Consider the following 19,064-nt stretch of genomic DNA (forward strand, 5'->3'; position numbering starts at 1 on the left):
TCCCCGATCCACTCCTCGTCTCGTGACTAAACTTCCAGTAACTCGGCTTCCTTGTGCTTCACCAGTTCGTCGACCTGCGCGACGTACCGGGCGGTCGTCTTGTCGAGTTCCTTCTCGGCCCGGCCGACCTCGTCCTCGCCGGCCTCGCCGTCCTTCTGGATCCGGGACAGCTCGTCCATCGCCTTGCGGCGCACGTTGCGCACGGACACCTTCGCGTCCTCGCCCTTGGACTTGGCCTGCTTGACCAGTTCGCGGCGGCGTTCCTCGGTGAGCTGGGGTACGGAGATCCGGATCAGGTTTCCGTCGTTGGACGGGTTCACGCCCAGGTCGGAGTTCCGGATCGCCGTCTCGATGGCGCCGAGCTGGGAGGCCTCGTACGGCTTGACGACGACCAGTCGCGCTTCCGGCACGTTGATGCTGGCGAGCTGCGTGATCGGGGTGAACGCGCCGTAGTAATCGATTCCGATGCGATTGAACATGCCGGGATTCGCGCGGCCCGTGCGGATCGATCCGAGATCGTCCTTGGCCACCGTGACAGCCTTCTCCATCTTCTCCTCGGCTTCGAAGAGAGCTTCATCAATCACGGCTGTTCCTCCATGTCGTTCTGCATCGATTCGTCACTGCCTCTGTTTCGAGAAAACTCTGTGTCGAGCGTGTCACTCGCGTCATGACTTGACGAGCGTTCCGATCTTCTCACCGGACACTGCCCGAGCGATATTCCCCTCGGTCAGCAGATTGAACACCATGATCGGCATCTCGTTGTCCATACAGAGGCTGAACGCCGTCGCGTCGGCGACCTTGAGCCCCTGTTCGATGACCTCACGGTGCGTGATCTGCGTGTACATCGTCGCGGTCGGGTCGAGGTTCGGGTCCGCCGTGAACACGCCGTCGACGGCCTTGGCCATCAAGACGACCTCGGCGCCGATCTCGAGTGCGCGCTGCGCCGCGGTCGTGTCGGTCGAGAAGTAGGGCATGCCCATGCCGGCGCCGAAGATCACGACGCGACCCTTCTCGAGGTGACGCTGAGCGCGCAGCGGAATGTAGGGCTCCGCCACCTGCCCCATGGTGATCGCCGTCTGCACGCGGCTGTCGATGCCCTCTTTCTCCAGGAAGTCCTGCAGAGCAAGGCAATTCATGACCGTGCCGAGCATGCCCATGTAGTCGGAACGCGCGCGGTCCAAACCTCGCTGCTGCAGTTCCGCACCACGGAAGAAGTTGCCGCCGCCGATGACCACCGCCACCTGCACCCCGGATCGCACGACCTCGGCGATCTGTTCCGCGACCTTGGTCACCACGTCGGGGTCGAGGCCGACCTTGCCACCACCGAACATTTCTCCGCCGAGTTTGAGAAGGACTCGATGGAATCCCGTACGTTCGTTGGCTGGTTCGGACATTGCTCTCCTCAGTTCCACAGCACTCGTCGATTTCGACAGCGGCCGAGCGCGCCCACGCGCCTACTCGACCCATTCAGACGGCCATCTTCATCCTGCCTCATCAGGACGGTGGCGGTATACGTAGGCCCCGCCGGGCGAGCGCACTCGTCCGACGGGGCCATACGACTCACACGACTAGCTCGAAGCACCGACCTCGAAGCGAACGAAGCGCTTGATGGTGACGCCGGCCTCGTCGAGGATCGCCTTGACGGACTTCTTGGAGTCCTGCACCGAGGACTGCTCGGTCAGCACGACGTCCTTGAAGTAGCCGTTGACGCGGCCTTCGATGATCTTCGGCAGAGCCTGCTCCGGCTTGCCCTCGGCGCGAGCGGTCTCCTCGGCGATGTGACGCTCGTTGGCGACGATGTCCTCGGGGACCTCGTCACGCGTGACGTACTTGGCCTTGAGCGCCGCGACCTGCATGGCGGCACCGCGAGCGGCCTCCGCAGCAGCGTCACCCTCACCGGTGTACTCGACGAGGACGCCGACGGCGGGCGGCAGGTCGGCGCTGCGCTTGTGCAGGTAGACCGCGACCGGTCCGTCGAACGAGGCGATCTTGCTCAGGACGAGCTTCTCGCCGATCTTCGCGGACTGCTCCTGGATGACGGTGTCGACCGTCTTGCCGTCGAGTTCGAGCGCCTTGAGCGCGTCGACGTCGGCGGGCTTCGCTGCCGCGGCGACCGTGACGATCGACTCGGCGAGCTTCAGGAAGTCCTCGTTCTTCGCGACGAAGTCCGTCTCGCAGTCGAGCTCGAGCAGGACGCCGTCCTTGGAAACGACCAGGCCCTCGGCCGTGGTGCGCTCGGCACGCTTGCCCACGTCCTTGGCGCCCTTGATGCGCAGCTGCTCCACAGCCTTGTCGAAGTCACCCTCGGCCTCAGCGAGAGCGTTCTTGCAGGCCATCATTCCGGAGCCGGTGAGCTCGCGGAGCCGCTTGACGTCAGCGGCGGTGTAGTTCGCCATGGTGAGCGAGCCTCCTCATATGTCTGTCGGGACGTAAGTCAGGGTAGTACTCGGACCAGACCGTGAAACGGCCCTGACCAAAAGATCTCTGGTCAGGGCCGTGTGCATCGGATCAGGCCTCGGTGGAGGGTGCCTCTGCTGCGGGGGCCTCGGCAGCCGGAGCCGCCTGTGCCTCAGCTGCGGGAGCGGCCTCTGCGGCGGGCGCTGCCTCAGCGGCGGGCGCTGCCTGCGAGAGCAGTTCCTGCTCCCACTCGGCGAGGGGTTCGCCGGCGCCGGCCTCGGGCTTCGCGTCCTTGTCGGCGCTCAGTCCGGCACGGGCCTGCACGCCCTCGGCCACCGCGGAAGCGACGACCTTGGTGAGCAGGGCGGCGCTGCGGATGGCGTCGTCGTTGCCCGGGATCGGGTAGTCGACGAGGTCGGGGTCGCAGTTGGTGTCCAGGATCGCGATGACCGGGATGTTCAGCTTGCGAGCCTCGGCAACGGCCAGGTGCTCCTTGTTGGTGTCGACGACCCACACCGCGGAGGGGACCTTGGCCATGTCGCGGATACCACCGAGAGTGCGGTCCAGCTTGGTCATCTCACGCGTGAGCATGAGGATTTCCTTCTTGGTGCGACCCTCGAAACCACCGGTCTGCTCCATGGCCTCGAGCTCCTTGAGGCGGAGAAGACGCTTGTGGACGGTGGTGAAGTTGGTGAGCATGCCGCCGAGCCAACGCTGGTTGACGTAGGGCATCCCGACGCGAGTGGCCTCGGCCGCGATGGATTCCTGGGCCTGCTTCTTCGTGCCGACGAAGAGGACGGTGCCGCCGTGGGCAACGGTCTCCTTGACGAACTCGTACGCCTTGTCGATGTACGTCAGCGTCTGCTGCAAGTCGATGATGTAGATGCCGTTGCGGTCGGTGAAGATGAAACGCTTCATCTTCGGATTCCAACGACGGGTCTGGTGACCGAAGTGCGTGCCGCTGTCGAGCAGCTGCTTCATTGTTACGACAGCCATGGCTGTGTATCTCTCTTTCATTGCCGGTTGATGCAGAGCATCTCGGGGACGCTCCACCCTGGCGCCCGCAGACCATCGGACTCACACCGAGATGCGAGACCAGCCGATGGCCGATAACCTGCGCGGGCGCGCGAAGTCGGACTGTGGGAGCACAGACCGCTCGATCAGTGTACGGCCTCCACGCCGAACGCCCTAACCGCCCCTGCCACACCGCGGCCGCGCGTGCAAGGGTTTTGCGGGATCTGTGGACAAAGCGCATTCGATCCACATTCTCGTCCCTGCCCGTTCATCGGCCCGGACGTGCGGGATCGTTCATCCATGACGAAGTTCGGGGCGATCGTGCGGGCGCTCACGGCGGCTGCCACGGCGTCCACGCTGCTGACCGCCGCGGCGCTCGTCGCCCCGCCCGCCGATGCCGCGCCGACCGGTGATTTCGACTGGCCGCTGCACCCACGACCGCGGGTGGTCCGGGCGTTCGACAACCCCGAGCGCGACTGGCTTCCCGGCCATCGCGGCGTGGATCTGGGCGGCGTGCCCGACGAGGCCGTCCTGTCCGCGGGGGCGGGTGTGGTGGTGTTCGCCGGCACGGTGGCGGGCAAGCCCGTCGTGTCCGTCGACCACCCGGGTGGGCTCCGCACCACATACGAACCGGTGACCGCTCGGGTCACCCCCGGACTGCGCGTCGGCCGTGGCACCGTCCTCGGCACGCTCGAACCCGGGCATCCGGGCTGCATCGCACCCGTCGCCGCGTGCCTGCACTGGGGTCTTCGCCGCGACCGCGAGTATCTCGACCCGCTCGGACTCGTCCGCGTGGCGCCGGTACGGCTCGAACCCGTCGGCGGCTAGCGCCACTCCGCGACGGCGTGCCTGCCTGCCGACTCCGGGAAGTCGTCCGCGACCATCGCCGCGAGTTCGACGAACGCCTTCCGCGTCGCCGGACGCAGCAGATCCAGATCCACCACCGAACCCTCGGCGAGGTGCTCGTCGAACGGCACCACCTTCACGGCCCGGCACCGGAGCAGGAAGTGATTGGTCAGTTCCGTCATGGCGATCGTGCTCGAGCCGGGCCGGGCGGCACTGATCACGACGACCGTCCGCGACACCAGATGCCCGTAGCCGTGGTGCTGCAACCAGTCCAGCGTGGCGGCGGCACTGCGGGCGCCGTCTATGGCCGGCGAGCTCACCAGCACCAGGGAATTGGCGAGCTGCAGAACGCCGTTCATCGCCGAATGCATGATCCCGGTGCCGCAGTCGGTGAGGATGATGTTGTAGTACACCTGCAGGATGTCGATCACCCGCCGGTAGTCGTCCTCGCTGAACGCCTCGGAGATCGCCGGATCCTGTTCGCTCGCGAGCACCTCGAGACGGCTCGGCGCCTGCGACGTGTGGGCCCGCACATCCGAGTAGCGCCGGATGGTCGACTCCGCCGCGATGAGATCACGGACGGTCGAATGCGTCTGCAGGGGTACGCGTTGCGCGAGTGTCCCGAAGTCGGGGTTGGCGTCGACGGCGATCACGCAGTCGCCGCGCAGTGACGCGAACGTCGATCCCAGCCCGATCGTGGTCGTCGTCTTGCCGACACCGCCCTTCAAGGACAGGAAGGCAATGCGATAGTCCCCCTGGATCGGCTGCCGGATGCGGTCCAGCAGTGCCGCTTCGCGCGCCTCCCCTGCCGACTCCCCTGGATTCACCGATCCCCCGGTGAGCCGGTGCAGTCCGCGGCGCCACCCTCGGCTCGGCGCCTTGTGTGACCGTTCGAGGAGAGCATCCGCCACCAGATCCTGACTGGTCACCTGATGCCGGCTCGGCTCCGGGGCCGGACCCTCCCAGGATTGCTGCCCCCACGGATCGGCGGCGGTGTCGCCCAGCGGGGCGCCGCCACCGTCGTTCAGCCAGGACGGCTGCGGTCGAGTCAAGTCTTCGCGGTCCACTGTTTCCCCCGGGATAGTGCAGAAACAACTGCAGATTCGTGGCGCGACGCTACCAAACCGGGTCAGGCCCGGGGATGTGCCTGATCGTGCACCGCACGGAGCCGCGCCACGGACACATGGGTGTAGAGCTGGGTGGTCGCGAGGCTCGCGTGGCCGAGGAGTTCCTGCACGACGCGCAGGTCCGCTCCGCCTTCGAGGAGGTGTGTGGCCGCCGTGTGGCGCAGGCCGTGCGGGCTCAGGTTCGGTGCGCCGGGGACCGCGGACAGAACCTCGTGGACGACGCTGCGCGCCTGCCGTTGGTCCAGCCGCTTCCCTCGTTTGCCCAGGAGAAGCGCCTGCCCGGAACTGTCCGTCGCGACCGCGGGCCTGCCGACGTGCAACCAGAGGTCCACGGCGTCGGCCGCCGGTTTCCCGTACGGCACGGAGCGCTCCTTGTCGCCCTTGCCGATCACGCGCAGCAGCCGCCGTTCGCGATCCACCGAACCGAGGTCGAGGCCGCACAGCTCCCCCACCCGTATTCCGGTCGCATAGAGCAGTTCGACGATGAGCCGGTCGCGCAGGGCGATCGGATCGTTCTGCTGCGCGCCCGATTCGGCGGCGTCCATCACGTCGGCCGCCTGCGACTGCCGCAGCACCGGGGGCAGCGTGCGGTGGGCCTTCGCGGCACCCAGCCGGGCGCCCGGATCGGTGGCGATGCGCCGGGTCCGCAGCAGCCAGGCTGTGAAGTTGCGCACCGAGGACGTCCGCCGGGCGAGGGTCGTCCGGGCGATGCCGGCCGCGGACTGGCCCGCGAGCCACGACCGGAGCGCCTGGATGTCGAGCTCGCCGAGGTGTGCCTCCGGCGACGTCGACAGCCAGTGCCGCAGCAGCGACTTCGCGTCCGCGACGTATGCCTTCACGGTGTGCTGCGATCGGCCGCGTTCGAGTCCGAGATGCCGCGCGTACTCCTCGAGTACCAGCTCCAACGGTGCCGGCAGGTCGCTGCTCATAGAGGCAACAGTCGACTCGGGCGGGAGATAAATCAAGCAGCCGCGCCGCTAGAGTTCTTTTGTGCAGCGAACGATCTCCATTCCCATGTTGTGTGTCCTGGCCTTACTGTCCGCGATCGCCCCGCTGGCCACCGACATGTACCTCCCCGGTCTCCCCCTGATGACGGAGAGCCTGAACACGTCGGCGCCGAGCGTGCAGCTGACATTGACCACGTTCATGGCCGGGCTCGGAATCGGTCAGCTCGTCGTCGGACCGCTGTCGGACGGCCTCGGGCGCCGGCGTCTGCTGATCGGCGCCACGGTCGTCACGACCCTCGCCGCGATGGCCTGCGCAGTCGCGCCGACCGTCGAAACCCTCATCGCTGCACGACTTTTCCAGGGGCTGAGCGGTGGCGCGGCGATCGTGCTCGCGCGCGCCTGCATTGCCGACCGCGCGCGCGGAGACAGCGCAGCCCGGCTGTTCAGCATCATGATGATCATCGGCGGGGTCGCGCCGGTCGTCGCACCGCTGATGGGTGGCGCCCTGCTCGGCCCGGTCGGCTGGCGAGGGATCTTCTGGGTTCTCACCGCCGCCGGTGTGGTGATGTTCGCGGGAGTGCTGATCCTCGTCCCGGAGACGCTTCCGGAGGAGAACCGGCACGGCGGCGGGCTCACTGCACTCGTCCGGAATCTGCGTTACGTCGTCGGCAATCGCGTCTACCTGGGTTACGCGTTCACGTTCATGTTCGGGTTCGTCGCGCTCTTCTCGTACATCTCCGCGTCCCCGTTCGTCGTGCAGAACGTCCTCGGGCTCAGCCCGGGGCAGTTCTCCATCGTGTTCGCGGTGAATGCCGCGGGCATGGTGGGCGCCGCGATCGTGAACACCCGGCTCGTGGGCACGTTCCATGCCCGGCAGCTGCTGGGGTTCGGGGTCACGCTGCTCCTGGCAGCGGGCGTCGTGCTGCTGCTCGCCGCGACGCTGATCGATTCGCCGCCCTGGTGGGCGATCCTGGTTCCGCTGTTCGTCTCGGTGTCGAGCATCGGTTTCGTGATGGGCAATGCGACGGCGCTGGCTCAGGGCGAGGTGACCAAGGCGTCCGGCACCGGGTCCGCGCTCCTCGGCGCCGGCCAGTTCGGCCTCGCCGCGGTGGTCTCGCCGCTCGTCGGCATCGCCGGCCCCGACACCGCGGTCCCGATGGCCGTCGCGATCCCGTCCGCGGGCGCCGTGGCGATGCTGTCGCTGCTGGTGCTGACGCGGCGGACGCACATCTCGTAGCACGTCCGCCGCACCGGGTCAGCGGGAGGCACCCTCGCTCGCGGCGAGCTCGGACTTCCACACCCGGAAGCCCTCCTCGGTGCGACCGCGACGCCAGTAGCCGGAGATCGACGCGGCCGACGCGGCGACACCCCGCTCCTTGCGCACGTAGGAGCGCAGGTTGTGCATGACTGCCTGCGCCTCACCGTGAATGAACACCTGCGCGGTTCCGGGCAGCCACGCGGTGTCGCGCACCGCCGCGACGAGGGGTGCGTTGTCCCCCGACGCCTCTTCGCCGATCCGGTCCGACGTGTCGCCGCGGTGGATCCACGTGACGTCGACGCCCGCGGGCGAGTCGAAGGCGATTTCGTCCTCGGGGCCGGCGACCTCGATGATCACCCGTCCGACCGCCGACGCGTCCAGCTTCTCGACGGACGCCGAGATGGCGGGAATTGCGGTCTCGTCACCCGCGAGCAGGTACCAGTCGGCGGCCGGGTCGGGCGCGAACGCGCCTCCGGGGCCGCGCAGCCGGAGGACGTCGCCGGCTGCCGCGGCGGCCGCCCACGGTCCGGCGACACCGGCGTCACCGTGCACCACGAAGTCAATGGCGATCTCTCGCTTTACCGGATCCACGGATCGGATCGTGTACGTGCGCAGGACGGGCTCTTCGGGGCTCCCGAATTCGAGTTTCGCGTACGCGTCGGTGAAGGCATTCGGAACGAAACTGTCGAATCCCGGGTCGCCGAGGAATACCCGCACCATGTGCGGGGTCAGCCACTCGGTCCGGAGCACGGTCAGTGTCGCAGTCGGCTTTGCCACAGGCATCTCTCCAATGAACTCAAGTTGGTTAGTGTTACCTAACTACGGTACAGGAGTGGCTGCCGGCGGCGGTCAGAGCGGAATCAGGTGGTGCTTCTGCTCGCCGCGGGCGGAACGCTTGTCGCGGAGCACGGTCAGTGCTCGCCGGATCTCGAGCCGGGTGGCGGACGGTTCGATCACCGCGTCGATGTAGCCGCGCTCGGCGGCCGAATACGGTGTCGCGACGTTCTCGTTGTAGGCGTCGACGAGTTGCTGGCGCATCGCCTCCTGTTCCTCGCCGGCGGCTTCGAGTTCGCGGTGGTAGAGGAGACTGATCGCGGCCTCGGCGCCCATGACCGCGATGCGTGCCGTCGGCCAGGCGAAGTTCACGTCGGCCCCGAGTTGCTTGCACCCCATCACCGCATATCCGCCGCCGTAGGACTTGCGCACCACCACAGTCACTTTCGGCACCGTTGCGGCCGCGAACGCTTGCAAGAAGCGGCCGCCGCTGCGGAGTACACCGTTCCGCTCCTGCTCCAACCCCGGGAGGAAGCCCGGTGTGTCGACGACGAACACGAGGGGAATCTCGTACGCGTCGCAGATCCGCACGAAGCGGGCCGCTTTGTCGGCGCCGACCTGATCCAGTGCCCCACTGAGGAATTGCGGCTGGTTGGCCACCACTCCGACGGATCGTCCGTCCACCCGGGAGAATCCGGTGATCACGTTCGGTGCCGTCTGCGCGGCGAGTTCGTGAAAGTCTCCGTCGTCGAAGATGTTCAGCAGCAGGTCGTGCATGTCGTAGGCGGCGTTGTCGGCGTCCGGCATGAACTCGTTCAATGCCAGATCGTTGTCGGTGATCTCGGGTTCGAGTCCCGGGTTCACGATGGGCGCCTCCTCGTGCCTGCTCGACGGGAGGAAGCCGAGATAGTCTCGCACCCAGGCGAACGCCGCGTCTTCGCTCGGCGCGACGTGGTGGACGTTCCCGTTCTCGGCCTGGGCGCGGGCGCCGCCGAGTTCGTCGAGGGTGACGTCCTCGCCGGTGACGGATTTGATGACTCCCGGACCGGTGACGAACATGTACGCCTGCTCGTCCACGGCGACAACGACATCGGTGTTGATCGGGGCGTACGCCGCACCGCCCGCACATTTGCCGAGGAGGATCGAGATTTGCGGGCACACTCCCGACAGCGGAATCTGGCGGCGGCCCATTTCGGCGTACCAGGCGAGCGACGTGACGGCATCCTGTACGCGTGCGCCGCCGGAGTCGTTGATGCCCACACAGGGGCAGCCGATCCGCGCCGCGAATTCCATGATCGAGGCGACCTTGCGGCCGAACATCTCCCCCACGCTGCCACCGAACACCGTGTGGTCGTGCGAGAACACCGCCACCGGACGTCCGTCGACGGTTCCGTGGCCGGTGACGACGCCGTCACCGTAGGGGTTGTCGAGAGCTCCCGGGTTCCTCGCCATCTGTCCGACCTCGATGAAACTGCCGCGGTCGAGCAGCATTCGGATTCGTTCGCGGGGGCCGGGCAGACCTTTCTCCGCGCGCCGTGCGATCGCCCTCGGGCTTCCCGGATTCAGCGATTGTTCGAGCCGAACCTCCAGGTCAGCGAGCAGTTCCGCCGTGGTCCTGGTCATGTGAGATTCCTCCTCGAGACGCACCCGCGAGCGGACTGCACTCCCGGAGCGCCGGTAGTTGCCTCATCGGAGACCGTACGTGCACCGACCGGGGTCTGCATCGGTGAACCGACTGGACTCCGAGCACCCATGACGGGCGCAACTACCCCTCCGGCGCAACGCGGGGTGGATGGGAACTGTCGGCCGGAGGCGCTGTGAGGACTCACAGATTTGATCGCCTCGGACGCGACGGGGCCTGCGGCTTGCCTCTCAGGTGATGCTGAACCACCAGTACGCGATCTGTGCGAGGCCCGACGCGATCGCGAAGATGCCAGGCTGAGCCCACTCGGGGATTCCCCACAGGCTGAGGTCGTCCATCACACCTCCGTCCTCACATCAGGGCCGAGTGGTCCACCGACCATTCTGAAGTCTCCCACGTGGCAATGGGCATCACGCGGGGAACGTCGAGATCGGGGTGACGCGGGCGGATGAGATGCCGGCCGGTAACTCCCCTACGAACCGGAGGCGATCAACAGGCTCAACACCTGCGCGACGAAGTTCCGCCACAAGTCCTCGGCTGACCCCATATCTCACTCCTTCATGCGGTTGTGAGCTGCGTTGTAGGAAAGTTTCTACCCCAATGTGTCGTCGATCGGTCGCTTCGACTCGCACTTCGGACAACCGAGCACGATGAAGTGGCCGCCGAGCGGACTCTCGCCCGGCTCGTCACCCCTCACCTCTGCCGCGACCATCCGGTGTCGTCAGAGGCGACGAAGCCCTCCATCTCCAAGAGCGGCAGCACAGCCCGAACCTGCTCGATCGCGACTCCGGACAGTTCGGACAGCTCCCGGACCCCGCGCGGCCCGACCGCCGGCAACGCCTCGTACACCAGCAGCGCATCCCCCGACAGTGCATCCAGATCGCGGACCACGTCGAGGCCTTCCCGCAGCCCGATCGGCCCGGCCTCCTCCACCACGTCACCGGCATTCGCGACCAACCGCGCCTCACCCTCCCGAATCATCCGATTGCAGCCCATCGACGACGCCGACGTCACCGGACCCGGCACCGCCATCACCGGTCGCCCCAATTTGCGCGCCCAACTCGCCGTGTTCCGCGCACCGCTGCGCCACCCCGCCTCCACCACGACCACCCCGTCGGACAGGCTCGCCACCAACCGATTCCGCGCCAGGAACCGATGCTTCGCCGGTGTAGTGCCCGGCGCGTACTCACTGATCACCGCACCGTTCTGCGCGATTTGCCGCAGCATGCGCGCATGCCCTGCCGGATACGCACGATCCACACCGCACGCCAGCACCGCGACCGTCAGGCCCCCGACACCCAGCGCCGCACGGTGAGCGGCACCATCGACCCCGAACGCGGCACCCGACACGATCGTCCACCCGTCGACGGCGAGATCACCGGAAATCTCGGCAGTCACGTGTTCGCCGTAGCCGCTCGCCGCCCGCGTCCCCACGATCGAGATCGCCCGGTCGGTCAGTTCGTCCACCGGCCGCGAACCGAGCACCCACAACGCCAACGGCGGGCCCTCGTCCCGTGACCGGGACAGATTCCCGAAACCGAGAAGCCGCCACTGCGGCCACTCGTCGTCGTCCGGCGTCACCAGCCGGCCACCCATTCCCGCCACCAGTTCGAGATCGTGTGCGGCGGTATCCACATGCGCCCGGGCAACCGTGCGCTCCCCCAGCATCTCCGCCAGATCCCGCTCCCGCACGGCCCGCGCAGCCTCCTCCGGGCCCACGTCCTCCACGAGACGCGACAGCGCCGGACACGGCCCCTGCACCACCTTCGACAAGTACGCCCACGCCAACCGACGCGGATCCTGAACCCCACTCCGATCTCCTGCACCACTTCGGCTTTCCACCGTCACTGGAAGCTCCGATCACGAAACCCCAAGGCGGTGACCACCTGTTCCGGACCCGGCATGTCGAGTCCTGCCAGATCACTCACCGTCCAGGCGACTCGCAACGCCCGATCGGCACCTCGGGCCGTGATCAGCCCCTTCCGCAGCGCGCGTTCCACGGGCGCCAGCGCGGGCCGCGCCAACCGGAACTTCTGCCGCAGGGCGGGCCCGGGCACCTCCGCATTGGTGCGCCACCCGTAGTCGCTCCACCGCTCCCCGGCGGCGGCCCGCGCCTCGGCCACCCGCTGCCGGACGTCCTCGGTGCTCTCCCCGACCTCGTCGATGAACGCCCCGGTCGCGACGGCGTGCATCCGCACGCGCAGATCCACGCGGTCCATCAGCGGTCCCGACAGTTTCCCGAGGTAGCGACGCCGCGCAGTGGGTGCGCACACACAGTCGGCTTCCCGTGCGGGCGCGCACGGGCACGGATTGGCCGCGAGGATCAGCTGGAAGCGCGCCGGATAGCGGGCGACCCCGTCCCGTCGCGCGATACGCACCTCCCCGTCCTCGAGTGGGGTCCTCAGGGCTTCGAGCACCTTGGTTCCGATCTCGGCGCACTCGTCGAGAAACAGCACCCCACGGTGAGCGCGACTGACGGCTCCGGGCTTCGCGACACCGCTTCCGCCGCCGACGAGCGCGCTCACGGACGCGGTGTGGTGGGGTGCGATGAACGGCGGCACGTCGATGAGGGGACGCTCGGGCGGCAGGAGCCCGGCTACGGAGTGGATTGCCGTCACCTCGAGCGATTCGCTCTCGGTGAGCGGCGGCAGAACTCCGGGAAGTCGTTGCGCCAGCATCGTCTTCCCCACGCCGGGTGGGCCGGTGAGCATCAGGTGGTGCGCACCCGCCGCCGCCACCTCGATGGCCCAGCGTGCCTCGGCCTGACCCACCACCTCGCTCAGATCGGCGCGCACCGGTTGCGCGACCCACTGCACCGGCTCCGGATACTCGAGGTCTCGCTCCTCCCGCAGCCACGCGATCGCCGCCCGCAGGTCGTGCGCGCCGAGCACCTCGACTCCACCGACCAGACCCGCCTCGGGCAGCGATTGCACCGGGACCACCACCGTTGCCCACCCGGCATTCTTCGCCGCAAGCACCGCGGGCAGAATCCCGCGCACCGACCGGAGCCGCCCGTCCAGCGCCAGTTCTCCGAGCAGAACGGTCTCGCGCAGCCGCTGCCGCTTCACCTGCTTGGCTGCATCCAGCACGGCAGCGACGAGCGCGAGGTCGTAGACCGACCCGACTTTCGGCAGCGTCGCCGGCGACAGCGCGAGGATCACCTTCGAATCCGGCCACTCCTCGCCCGAATTCGCGACCGCGGCCCTGATCCGGTCCCGGGCCTCCTGCAGCGCGGTGTCCGGCAGCCCGACCAGATGCACAGCCGGAAGCCCGCGGCCGATATCCGCCTCGATCTCGACCAGTTGACCGTCGACCCCGGTCACCGCCACCGAGTGTGCTCGCCCCAGTGCCATCAGAACGCATCCCGGACGTGTTCGATCTGGGGCTGCGGACCGTGTCCGATCATGATCGCGACCACGTCGAACCGCACCCGCGACCAGTGCCGGCCGGAGTCCCGCAACCACTCGACCGCCAGCAGGCGGATCCTGCGCTGTTTCGAGAACGTCACCGCCTCGGCCGGACTGCCGTACCCCAGGCCGCGGCGGGTCTTCACCTCGACGAAGACGAGCCAGTCTCCCTCTGCCGCAATGAGATCGACTTCGCCGTACCGAGATCGCCAGTTCCGGTCGACGATCTCCATGCCCGCCTCGGTGAGATACCGGGCGGCCAGATCCTCCCCATGCGCTCCAAGCGCGAGATTGTGCGCCACAGCAGCCTCCACCCCGTCCCCCGGCGGCCCACCGATGCGAACCGCGCCTCTCGCACCACCGTGCCCGACGCGAATTCCGGGAAGATGCCCTCGAACTGGGCGAACGAATTGGGCTGTGCATGAAGCGCACGTTGTGGACAACTCGCCGCTCAGGAGGAAGTGTTCACCCCAAAGGACCAGGCCAGGGCTGTCAAGCCGGTAATCGAACGGTCAGCCGACCGCGGGCATCCAGCGGCGCGCGAGAAACGCTACCCACTCGGCGGCCTCACCGGGATCGTCGGGCGGCGACTCGACGAGGACGAGTTCGTCGACTCCCGCATCGACCAGCGCCTCGACGTCGGCGGGGTCCACCTCGCGCAGGGCGACCGCCAGGCGCAGCTCCTCGGGGTCACGCCCCGCGTCCCGGCACAGTGCCTTCATCTTGTGGATCCGTTCGGAGACGGCCGCGACGCCGTCCAGGTTGAACCCGTACCAGCCGTCGCCCCACGCCGCGACCCGGCCGAGCGCTGCGTCGCTGTTGCCGCCGAGCACGACCGGAATCCGGCGATCGCGCACGGGTTTCGGATTGACCCGCACCGAATCGACGCGGACGAACTCACCCTCGAACGTCGCGACGTCGTCACGCCACAGCGTGCGCATCGCCGCGACGTATTCGGCGGCCCGCTCGCCACGGCCCTCGAACGGAATGCCGAGCGCCGCGAATTCTTCCCTGGACCAGCCGATGCCGACACCGAGCGTCAGCCGGCCACCACTCATCAGATCCAACGTCGCCGCCTGCTTGGCCGTGATGACGGGATTGTGTTCGGGCAGCAGCAACACACCGGTGGCCACGCCGATCGTGTGGGTGGCAGCGGCCGCGAAGCTCAGCCCGATCATCGGGTCGAGCCAATCCGCGACGGCGGGGACCGCGATCCGGCCGTCGTCCGCGTACGGATACCGCGACTCCGACCGGTCCACCATCACGACGTGCTCGCCGGCCCACAGCGTGGCGAATCCGCTGTTTTCGGCGGCAACTGCAACCGAGTCGATCACCGCGCGACGAGCGCCGGTACCGATCCCGAGTGCGTGCAACCCGAGGCGCATCGGCCGATCGTCTCACAGTTGCCCGGCCGAAGTGGCTGACTTCCGGGACGCGCGCTCCTAGCCGCGGACGTCGAGGCTGCGGGCGTAGTGCTCCTTGAACACCTCGAGGTGCGTCCAGGTCTCCAAGGCCATCACACCGTCGATCGTCCGGATGTGCTCGGCGAGGGAGTAGAGGTCACCCGACGAATCGGCGGCGACCGTTCCGATCAGGTCGAATCTGCCGAGTGTCCGCGCCAGGAACTCGATGCCCGGCAGGGCCTCGATCTGCGCGCACACCTCCCGGTCCCGCGATCCGAGGCTGACCCCGATGCCCATCGCGAGGGTTCTGCCGCCGCCGCGGCGCTTCACGACCGCTCCGACGCGCAACGCGGTGCTGTCGATCAGATGGTTCACTCGATTCCGCGCCGCACTGGGCGAGAGCCCGGTGCGCTCGGCCAGTTCCAGAAACGGCATCCGCCCGTTCCGTTCCAGCAACTCGATGAGCGCGACGTCTTTCGCGTCTAGTCGAACGTCGGCCCGTAACGCGCTCTTGGGCATGAAGATTCCCTTGATGACATCGGCGTAGAACAGCGTGTTGACGGTGCGGACACCGGGTTCCGCACGGATCGTGGCGATGGCGTCGTAGAGGTCCCGCTGACTGGGGACGCGCAGTTCGGCGATGATGTTGTACTGCCCGCTCACGGCGGAAATGTAGACGGCCGCCTCCGACGCGCAGAGCGCTTCGGCCACCGGACCCACCGGCCCCGACACGGCGACGGACACGTGTGCCATCGCCTTGAGGCCCAGCAACTCAGGGTGGGCGACGGCAACGACACTCACCGTGCCGGTGTCGAGCAGCGTCTGCACGCGCGTGGACACCGCGGCGCGGGGTGCGCCGACGGTCGCGGCGAGCTCCCGATAGGTCGCGCGACCATTCGACTGCAACGCCGCGATGAGCTTGGAATCCAGTTCGACACTCATGATGCCCCGAAGTTTCTCGATTTCTTTCTGCACTCCCGACAGAGAAGAAGAATCGCACACATCACCAGATTCTGCGAATCAGTGCGGATCTGCTTCAGAAGCCGAACACATTCGCCGCACACCACTCGATTCGAAACTTTGATGTATTGCGCAGCCAATGGTCACGGCGTAATTTCCCTCCCAACCGGAACGTGACCCACACCACCATTTCGAAGGATCCCCATGCGCAAGCTGTTTCACCACGAGGCGTCCCCGCTCGACGCCACCGCCACCGTCTTCACCGGTGGCACGCTCCGCACCGTGGACGCAGACACCGAGGGCGCCGAGGCCTTCCTCGTCTACGGCAATCGGTTCGCCGCCGTCGGCACCGTCGCGGAATGTCGTGAGGAGGCGCGGCGGATCGGCACCCGGACCACGGACGTCATCGATCTCGCCGGCGCGACCGTCGTGCCCGGGTTCGTCGATCCGCACGCCCACCCCCTGATGTACGGCCAGATGCTCAGCTGGGTGGACTGCGGACCCGAGAAGGCGCGCACCATTCCCGAGATCGTCGCGCTTCTGCAGGAGGCGGCCCGGAACCAGCCTGCGGGGATACCCGTGCGCGGGTACGGCTACGAGCACCGCAACCTCGTCGAGGGCCGTCACCCCACGAAGGAGGAACTCGACCGGGTCGGTACCGACCGCGAGGTCTACCTGATGAACGCCAGCGGCCACGGCGGCGTCGTCAACACCTTCACCCTCGAACTCCACGGCGTCACCCGCGACACCCCGAATCCGCCCGGCGGCGAGTTCTTCTGCGACGCGGACGGCGAACTGACCGGAGAACTGTCCGACGCCGCCTGCAACATCCTCACCGGCGTCAACGGCGTCAAGGTCGGTCATCACGGCCCGAACTTCCACCTCGAGGACGAACCCGAGGAGCATCTGCGGCAGCTCTCCGTGGCGCAGGAGAAGTTCCTGGAGGGCGGCGTCACCACGATCGGCGACTGCCAGGTGACGCGGCGCGAATTCGACATGTACCTGCGCCTGGCGGAGCAGGGCCGGCTCGAGACCCGCGTGAGCATGTACCTGCTCAGCCACCTGCTCGATCACGCGCTCGACACCGGATTGCACGGTGCGTTCGGCAACTCACGACTCGCGTTCGGGGGGATCAAGTTCTACGCCGACGGCACTCTCGGCGGATGGACCGCGTATTTCCCGGACGGGTACGTGGGCGACCCGTGCCGGACCGGACAGCTCTATCACGAGCCCGCCGACTACGCGGCGCTGATCGCGAAGGCACACGCCGTCGGCCTGCAGACGGCGACCCACGCGCAGTCGCCGACCGCGATCGACATGGTTCTCGACGCGATCGAGGCCGCGCAGAAGGCGCATCCCGACGCCGATGCCCGCCACCGCATCGAGCACTGCGGGTTGCCGACCCCCGAGCAGATCACGCGGATGCACACACTCGGTGTGTACCCCGTCAACCAGCCGCAGCACTACTACAACTGGGGCGAGGGCGTGACCGCGGCCATCGGCACCCCGGGTGAGCGCTTCAATCCCCTGGGCGAATTCGTCGAGGCCGACGTGCCGGTCACGATCAGTTCCGACGCGCCCGTCGCCGAGCCCAAACCACTCGAGGCGATCCAGGCCGCCGTCACCCGCATCACCCGGCAGGGACATCAACTCGGCTCGAACGCGTTGCGACTGACCGCCGCGCAGGCCCTCACCGCGCACACACTGAACGGGGCCCGCGCACTCGGACGGGAATCCGAGCTCGGCAGCATCTCCCCCGGCAAGCGCGCCGATTTCGTGGTTCTCGGCGCCGACCCTCTCACCGTCGACCCGCACGCCATCGCCGACATCGAGGTCCGGGAAACCTGGATCGACGGCGAACTGGCGCATTCCACCCGCAGCGACCTATTCTCGACCACTGCAACCACCGAGGATCAGTTATGAGTCACGACATTCAGATCGCGAAGGCCCGCAAGGCGGGTTTCGCGGCCTTCGTCGGCACCACCATCGAGTGGTACGACTTCTACGTGTACGCCACGGCGGCGGCCCTGGTGTTCGGTGAGATCTTCTTCCCCTCCGACACCGACCGCCTGACCGGCATCGCCGCCGCGTTCGCCACCTACGCGGTGGGCTTCTTCGCCCGCCCACTCGGCGGCATCGTCTTCGGACACGTCGGCGACCGGGTCGGCCGACGGACGGCGCTCGTCGTAACGCTCACCCTGATGGGCGCGGGCACGTTCCTGATCGGCGCACTCCCGACATACGCGCAGATCGGGTTCTGGGCGCCGCTGCTACTCGTGATGCTGCGCTTCGTGCAGGGCTTCGCGGTGGGCGGCGAATGGGGTGGCGCCGTGCTGATGGCCGTCGAACACGCGCCGGAGGACAAGAAGACGTTCTACGGCGGATTCGCACAGCTGGGTAACCCCGCCGGCGCGCTTCTCGCCACCGGGTTCTTCAGTGTCCTCTCGACCTTCGGCGACGACGCCCTGCGGGACTGGGCGTGGCGGCTGCCGTTCCTGTGCTCGGCGCTGTTGATCGGCGTGGGGCTGCTGGTGCGACTGAAGGTGGAGGAATCTCCCGTCTTCGAGTCCGAGGTGCAGACGGGGACCGAACCCGAAGCGCTGCCGCTGAAGTACGCCATCGTCACCAACTGGCGCCCGATCCTGCTCGGCATGGGAATCCTGCCCGTCGCGGTGGGTGGCTACTACCTCGTGACGACATTCATCACGGCGTACGCCACCGACCCGGACGTCGGGCTGTCCGAAACGCTCGTCCTCAACGCGCTCAGCGTCGCCGCGGTGGTGGAGCTGATCGCCACGCTCGGGGTGGCGTGGCTCGGCGACAAGGTCGGCCGGATCCGCGTGGTGATCTACGGGTTGCTGGCCGTCGCGGTGCTCGCGGCACCACAGTTCCTGGTCTTGAAGTCCGGGTCGGTGGTCCTGATCTTCCTGACGTTCGCCGTCATGCGGCTCGTCCTGGCCGCGACGTACGGTCCGATCGCGGCGGTTCTGTCGCAGATGTTCCGGCCGCAGGCCCGGTACACCAGCATCTCTCTCGCCTACCAGGGCGCGGGCGCGATCTTCGGTGGACTGTCGCCGTTGGTGTCCACGCTCATGTACCAGGCCACCGGCAGCGTGTGGCCGGTGATCGGCCTCCTGATCGGAATGTGCGCGGTCAGCATTCTCTGCCTGCTCGTAGCGCCGCAGCACGTCGATCACGTCGACGGCGAGTCCGAACAATCGGTGGGCGACCTGGGCGCCGCCCGGGCTCCGGCCTCGAGCTGACAACCCCGTGACGGGAAGGGCCGGTG

General features: G+C 67.7%; 17 protein-coding genes. 4 read left to right on the top strand and 13 right to left on the bottom strand.

The features are described 5' to 3' along the window. Positions 1–26: 26 nt before the first annotated feature. From frr to rpsB, 4 genes are all read right to left on the bottom strand, one after another. Positions 27–584, bottom strand: a complete 558-nt coding sequence (gene frr, locus DTA22_RS10215) for a ribosome recycling factor (protein ID WP_005240537.1) — start codon at positions 582–584, stop codon at positions 27–29. Positions 585–665: 81 nt separating this feature from the next. Then, on the bottom strand, positions 666–1,394 hold the full coding sequence (gene pyrH / locus DTA22_RS10220) for a UMP kinase (protein ID WP_005240535.1): 729 nt from the start codon (positions 1,392–1,394) through the stop codon (positions 666–668). Between the two features lie 174 nt (positions 1,395–1,568). Next, positions 1,569–2,396: a translation elongation factor Ts gene (gene tsf / locus DTA22_RS10225; protein WP_005259342.1), complete on the bottom strand. Its 828-nt coding sequence runs from the start codon at positions 2,394–2,396 to the stop codon at positions 1,569–1,571. A gap of 112 nt (positions 2,397–2,508) precedes the next feature. Beyond that, positions 2,509–3,393, bottom strand: coding sequence for a 30S ribosomal protein S2 (gene rpsB, locus DTA22_RS10230; RefSeq protein WP_005259344.1), 885 nt, complete (start codon positions 3,391–3,393; stop codon positions 2,509–2,511). A 318-nt stretch (positions 3,394–3,711) separates the two neighbouring features. On the opposite strand from rpsB, the gene DTA22_RS10235 reads away from it, so the two are divergent. After that, complete coding sequence (locus DTA22_RS10235) at positions 3,712–4,239, top strand: M23 family metallopeptidase (RefSeq protein ID WP_112299363.1); 528 nt, start codon at positions 3,712–3,714, stop codon at positions 4,237–4,239. Here the strand turns inward: DTA22_RS10235 and DTA22_RS10240 are convergent. Further along, positions 4,236–5,261, bottom strand: coding sequence for a MinD/ParA family ATP-binding protein (locus DTA22_RS10240; protein WP_112299433.1), 1,026 nt, complete (start codon positions 5,259–5,261; stop codon positions 4,236–4,238). The two genes, DTA22_RS10235 and DTA22_RS10240, sit on opposite strands and share 4 nt — an antisense overlap. 125 nt (positions 5,262–5,386) lie before the next feature. Next, on the bottom strand, positions 5,387–6,313 hold the full coding sequence (locus DTA22_RS10245; RefSeq protein ID WP_174233784.1) for a tyrosine recombinase XerC: 927 nt from the start codon (positions 6,311–6,313) through the stop codon (positions 5,387–5,389). A gap of 85 nt (positions 6,314–6,398) precedes the next feature. Between DTA22_RS10245 and DTA22_RS10250 the strand changes: the two genes are divergently transcribed. After that, complete coding sequence (locus tag DTA22_RS10250) at positions 6,399–7,568, top strand: multidrug effflux MFS transporter (RefSeq protein WP_112299364.1); 1,170 nt, start codon at positions 6,399–6,401, stop codon at positions 7,566–7,568. 18 nt (positions 7,569–7,586) lie between these two features. Here DTA22_RS10250 and DTA22_RS10255 read toward each other — a convergent pair whose 3' ends face one another. The 7 genes from DTA22_RS10255 to DTA22_RS10285 form a co-directional block, all read right to left on the bottom strand. After that, entirely contained in the window at positions 7,587–8,366 is a 780-nt protein-coding gene (locus DTA22_RS10255; RefSeq protein ID WP_112299365.1) for a siderophore-interacting protein, read from the bottom strand. Between the two features lie 72 nt (positions 8,367–8,438). Beyond that, complete coding sequence (locus tag DTA22_RS10260; protein ID WP_112299366.1) at positions 8,439–9,986, bottom strand: acyl-CoA carboxylase subunit beta; 1,548 nt, start codon at positions 9,984–9,986, stop codon at positions 8,439–8,441. 712 nt (positions 9,987–10,698) lie between these two features. Then, the gene (dprA, locus tag DTA22_RS10265; RefSeq protein WP_112299367.1) at positions 10,699–11,793 is read right to left on the bottom strand and encodes a DNA-processing protein DprA; all 1,095 of its coding nucleotides are present in this window, start codon (positions 11,791–11,793) and stop codon (positions 10,699–10,701) included. Between the two features lie 56 nt (positions 11,794–11,849). Next, a complete protein-coding gene (locus DTA22_RS10270; RefSeq protein WP_112299368.1) occupies positions 11,850–13,358 on the bottom strand; it encodes a YifB family Mg chelatase-like AAA ATPase in 1,509 nt (502 codons plus the stop codon). Beyond that, a complete protein-coding gene (locus tag DTA22_RS10275) occupies positions 13,358–13,714 on the bottom strand; it encodes a YraN family protein (RefSeq protein ID WP_005259362.1) in 357 nt (118 codons plus the stop codon). Before DTA22_RS10275 ends, DTA22_RS10270 begins: the two co-directional genes overlap by 1 nt. A gap of 210 nt (positions 13,715–13,924) precedes the next feature. Then, the gene (locus DTA22_RS10280; RefSeq protein ID WP_112299369.1) at positions 13,925–14,797 is read right to left on the bottom strand and encodes an LLM class F420-dependent oxidoreductase; all 873 of its coding nucleotides are present in this window, start codon (positions 14,795–14,797) and stop codon (positions 13,925–13,927) included. 57 nt (positions 14,798–14,854) lie between these two features. Beyond that, a complete protein-coding gene (locus tag DTA22_RS10285) occupies positions 14,855–15,757 on the bottom strand; it encodes an Lrp/AsnC family transcriptional regulator (protein ID WP_112299370.1) in 903 nt (300 codons plus the stop codon). Between the two features lie 222 nt (positions 15,758–15,979). On the opposite strand from DTA22_RS10285, the gene DTA22_RS10290 reads away from it, so the two are divergent. Further along, the gene (locus tag DTA22_RS10290) at positions 15,980–17,698 is read left to right on the top strand and encodes an amidohydrolase (RefSeq protein WP_112299371.1); all 1,719 of its coding nucleotides are present in this window, start codon (positions 15,980–15,982) and stop codon (positions 17,696–17,698) included. Next, a complete protein-coding gene (locus DTA22_RS10295; protein ID WP_112299372.1) occupies positions 17,695–19,038 on the top strand; it encodes an MFS transporter in 1,344 nt (447 codons plus the stop codon). The genes DTA22_RS10290 and DTA22_RS10295 overlap by 4 nt, the downstream gene beginning before the upstream one ends. Positions 19,039–19,064 lie beyond the last annotated feature (26 nt).

Origin of the sequence: Rhodococcus wratislaviensis (assembly GCF_900455735.1) — a bacterium.
GTDB lineage: Bacteria > Actinomycetota > Actinomycetes > Mycobacteriales > Mycobacteriaceae > Rhodococcus_F > Rhodococcus_F wratislaviensis.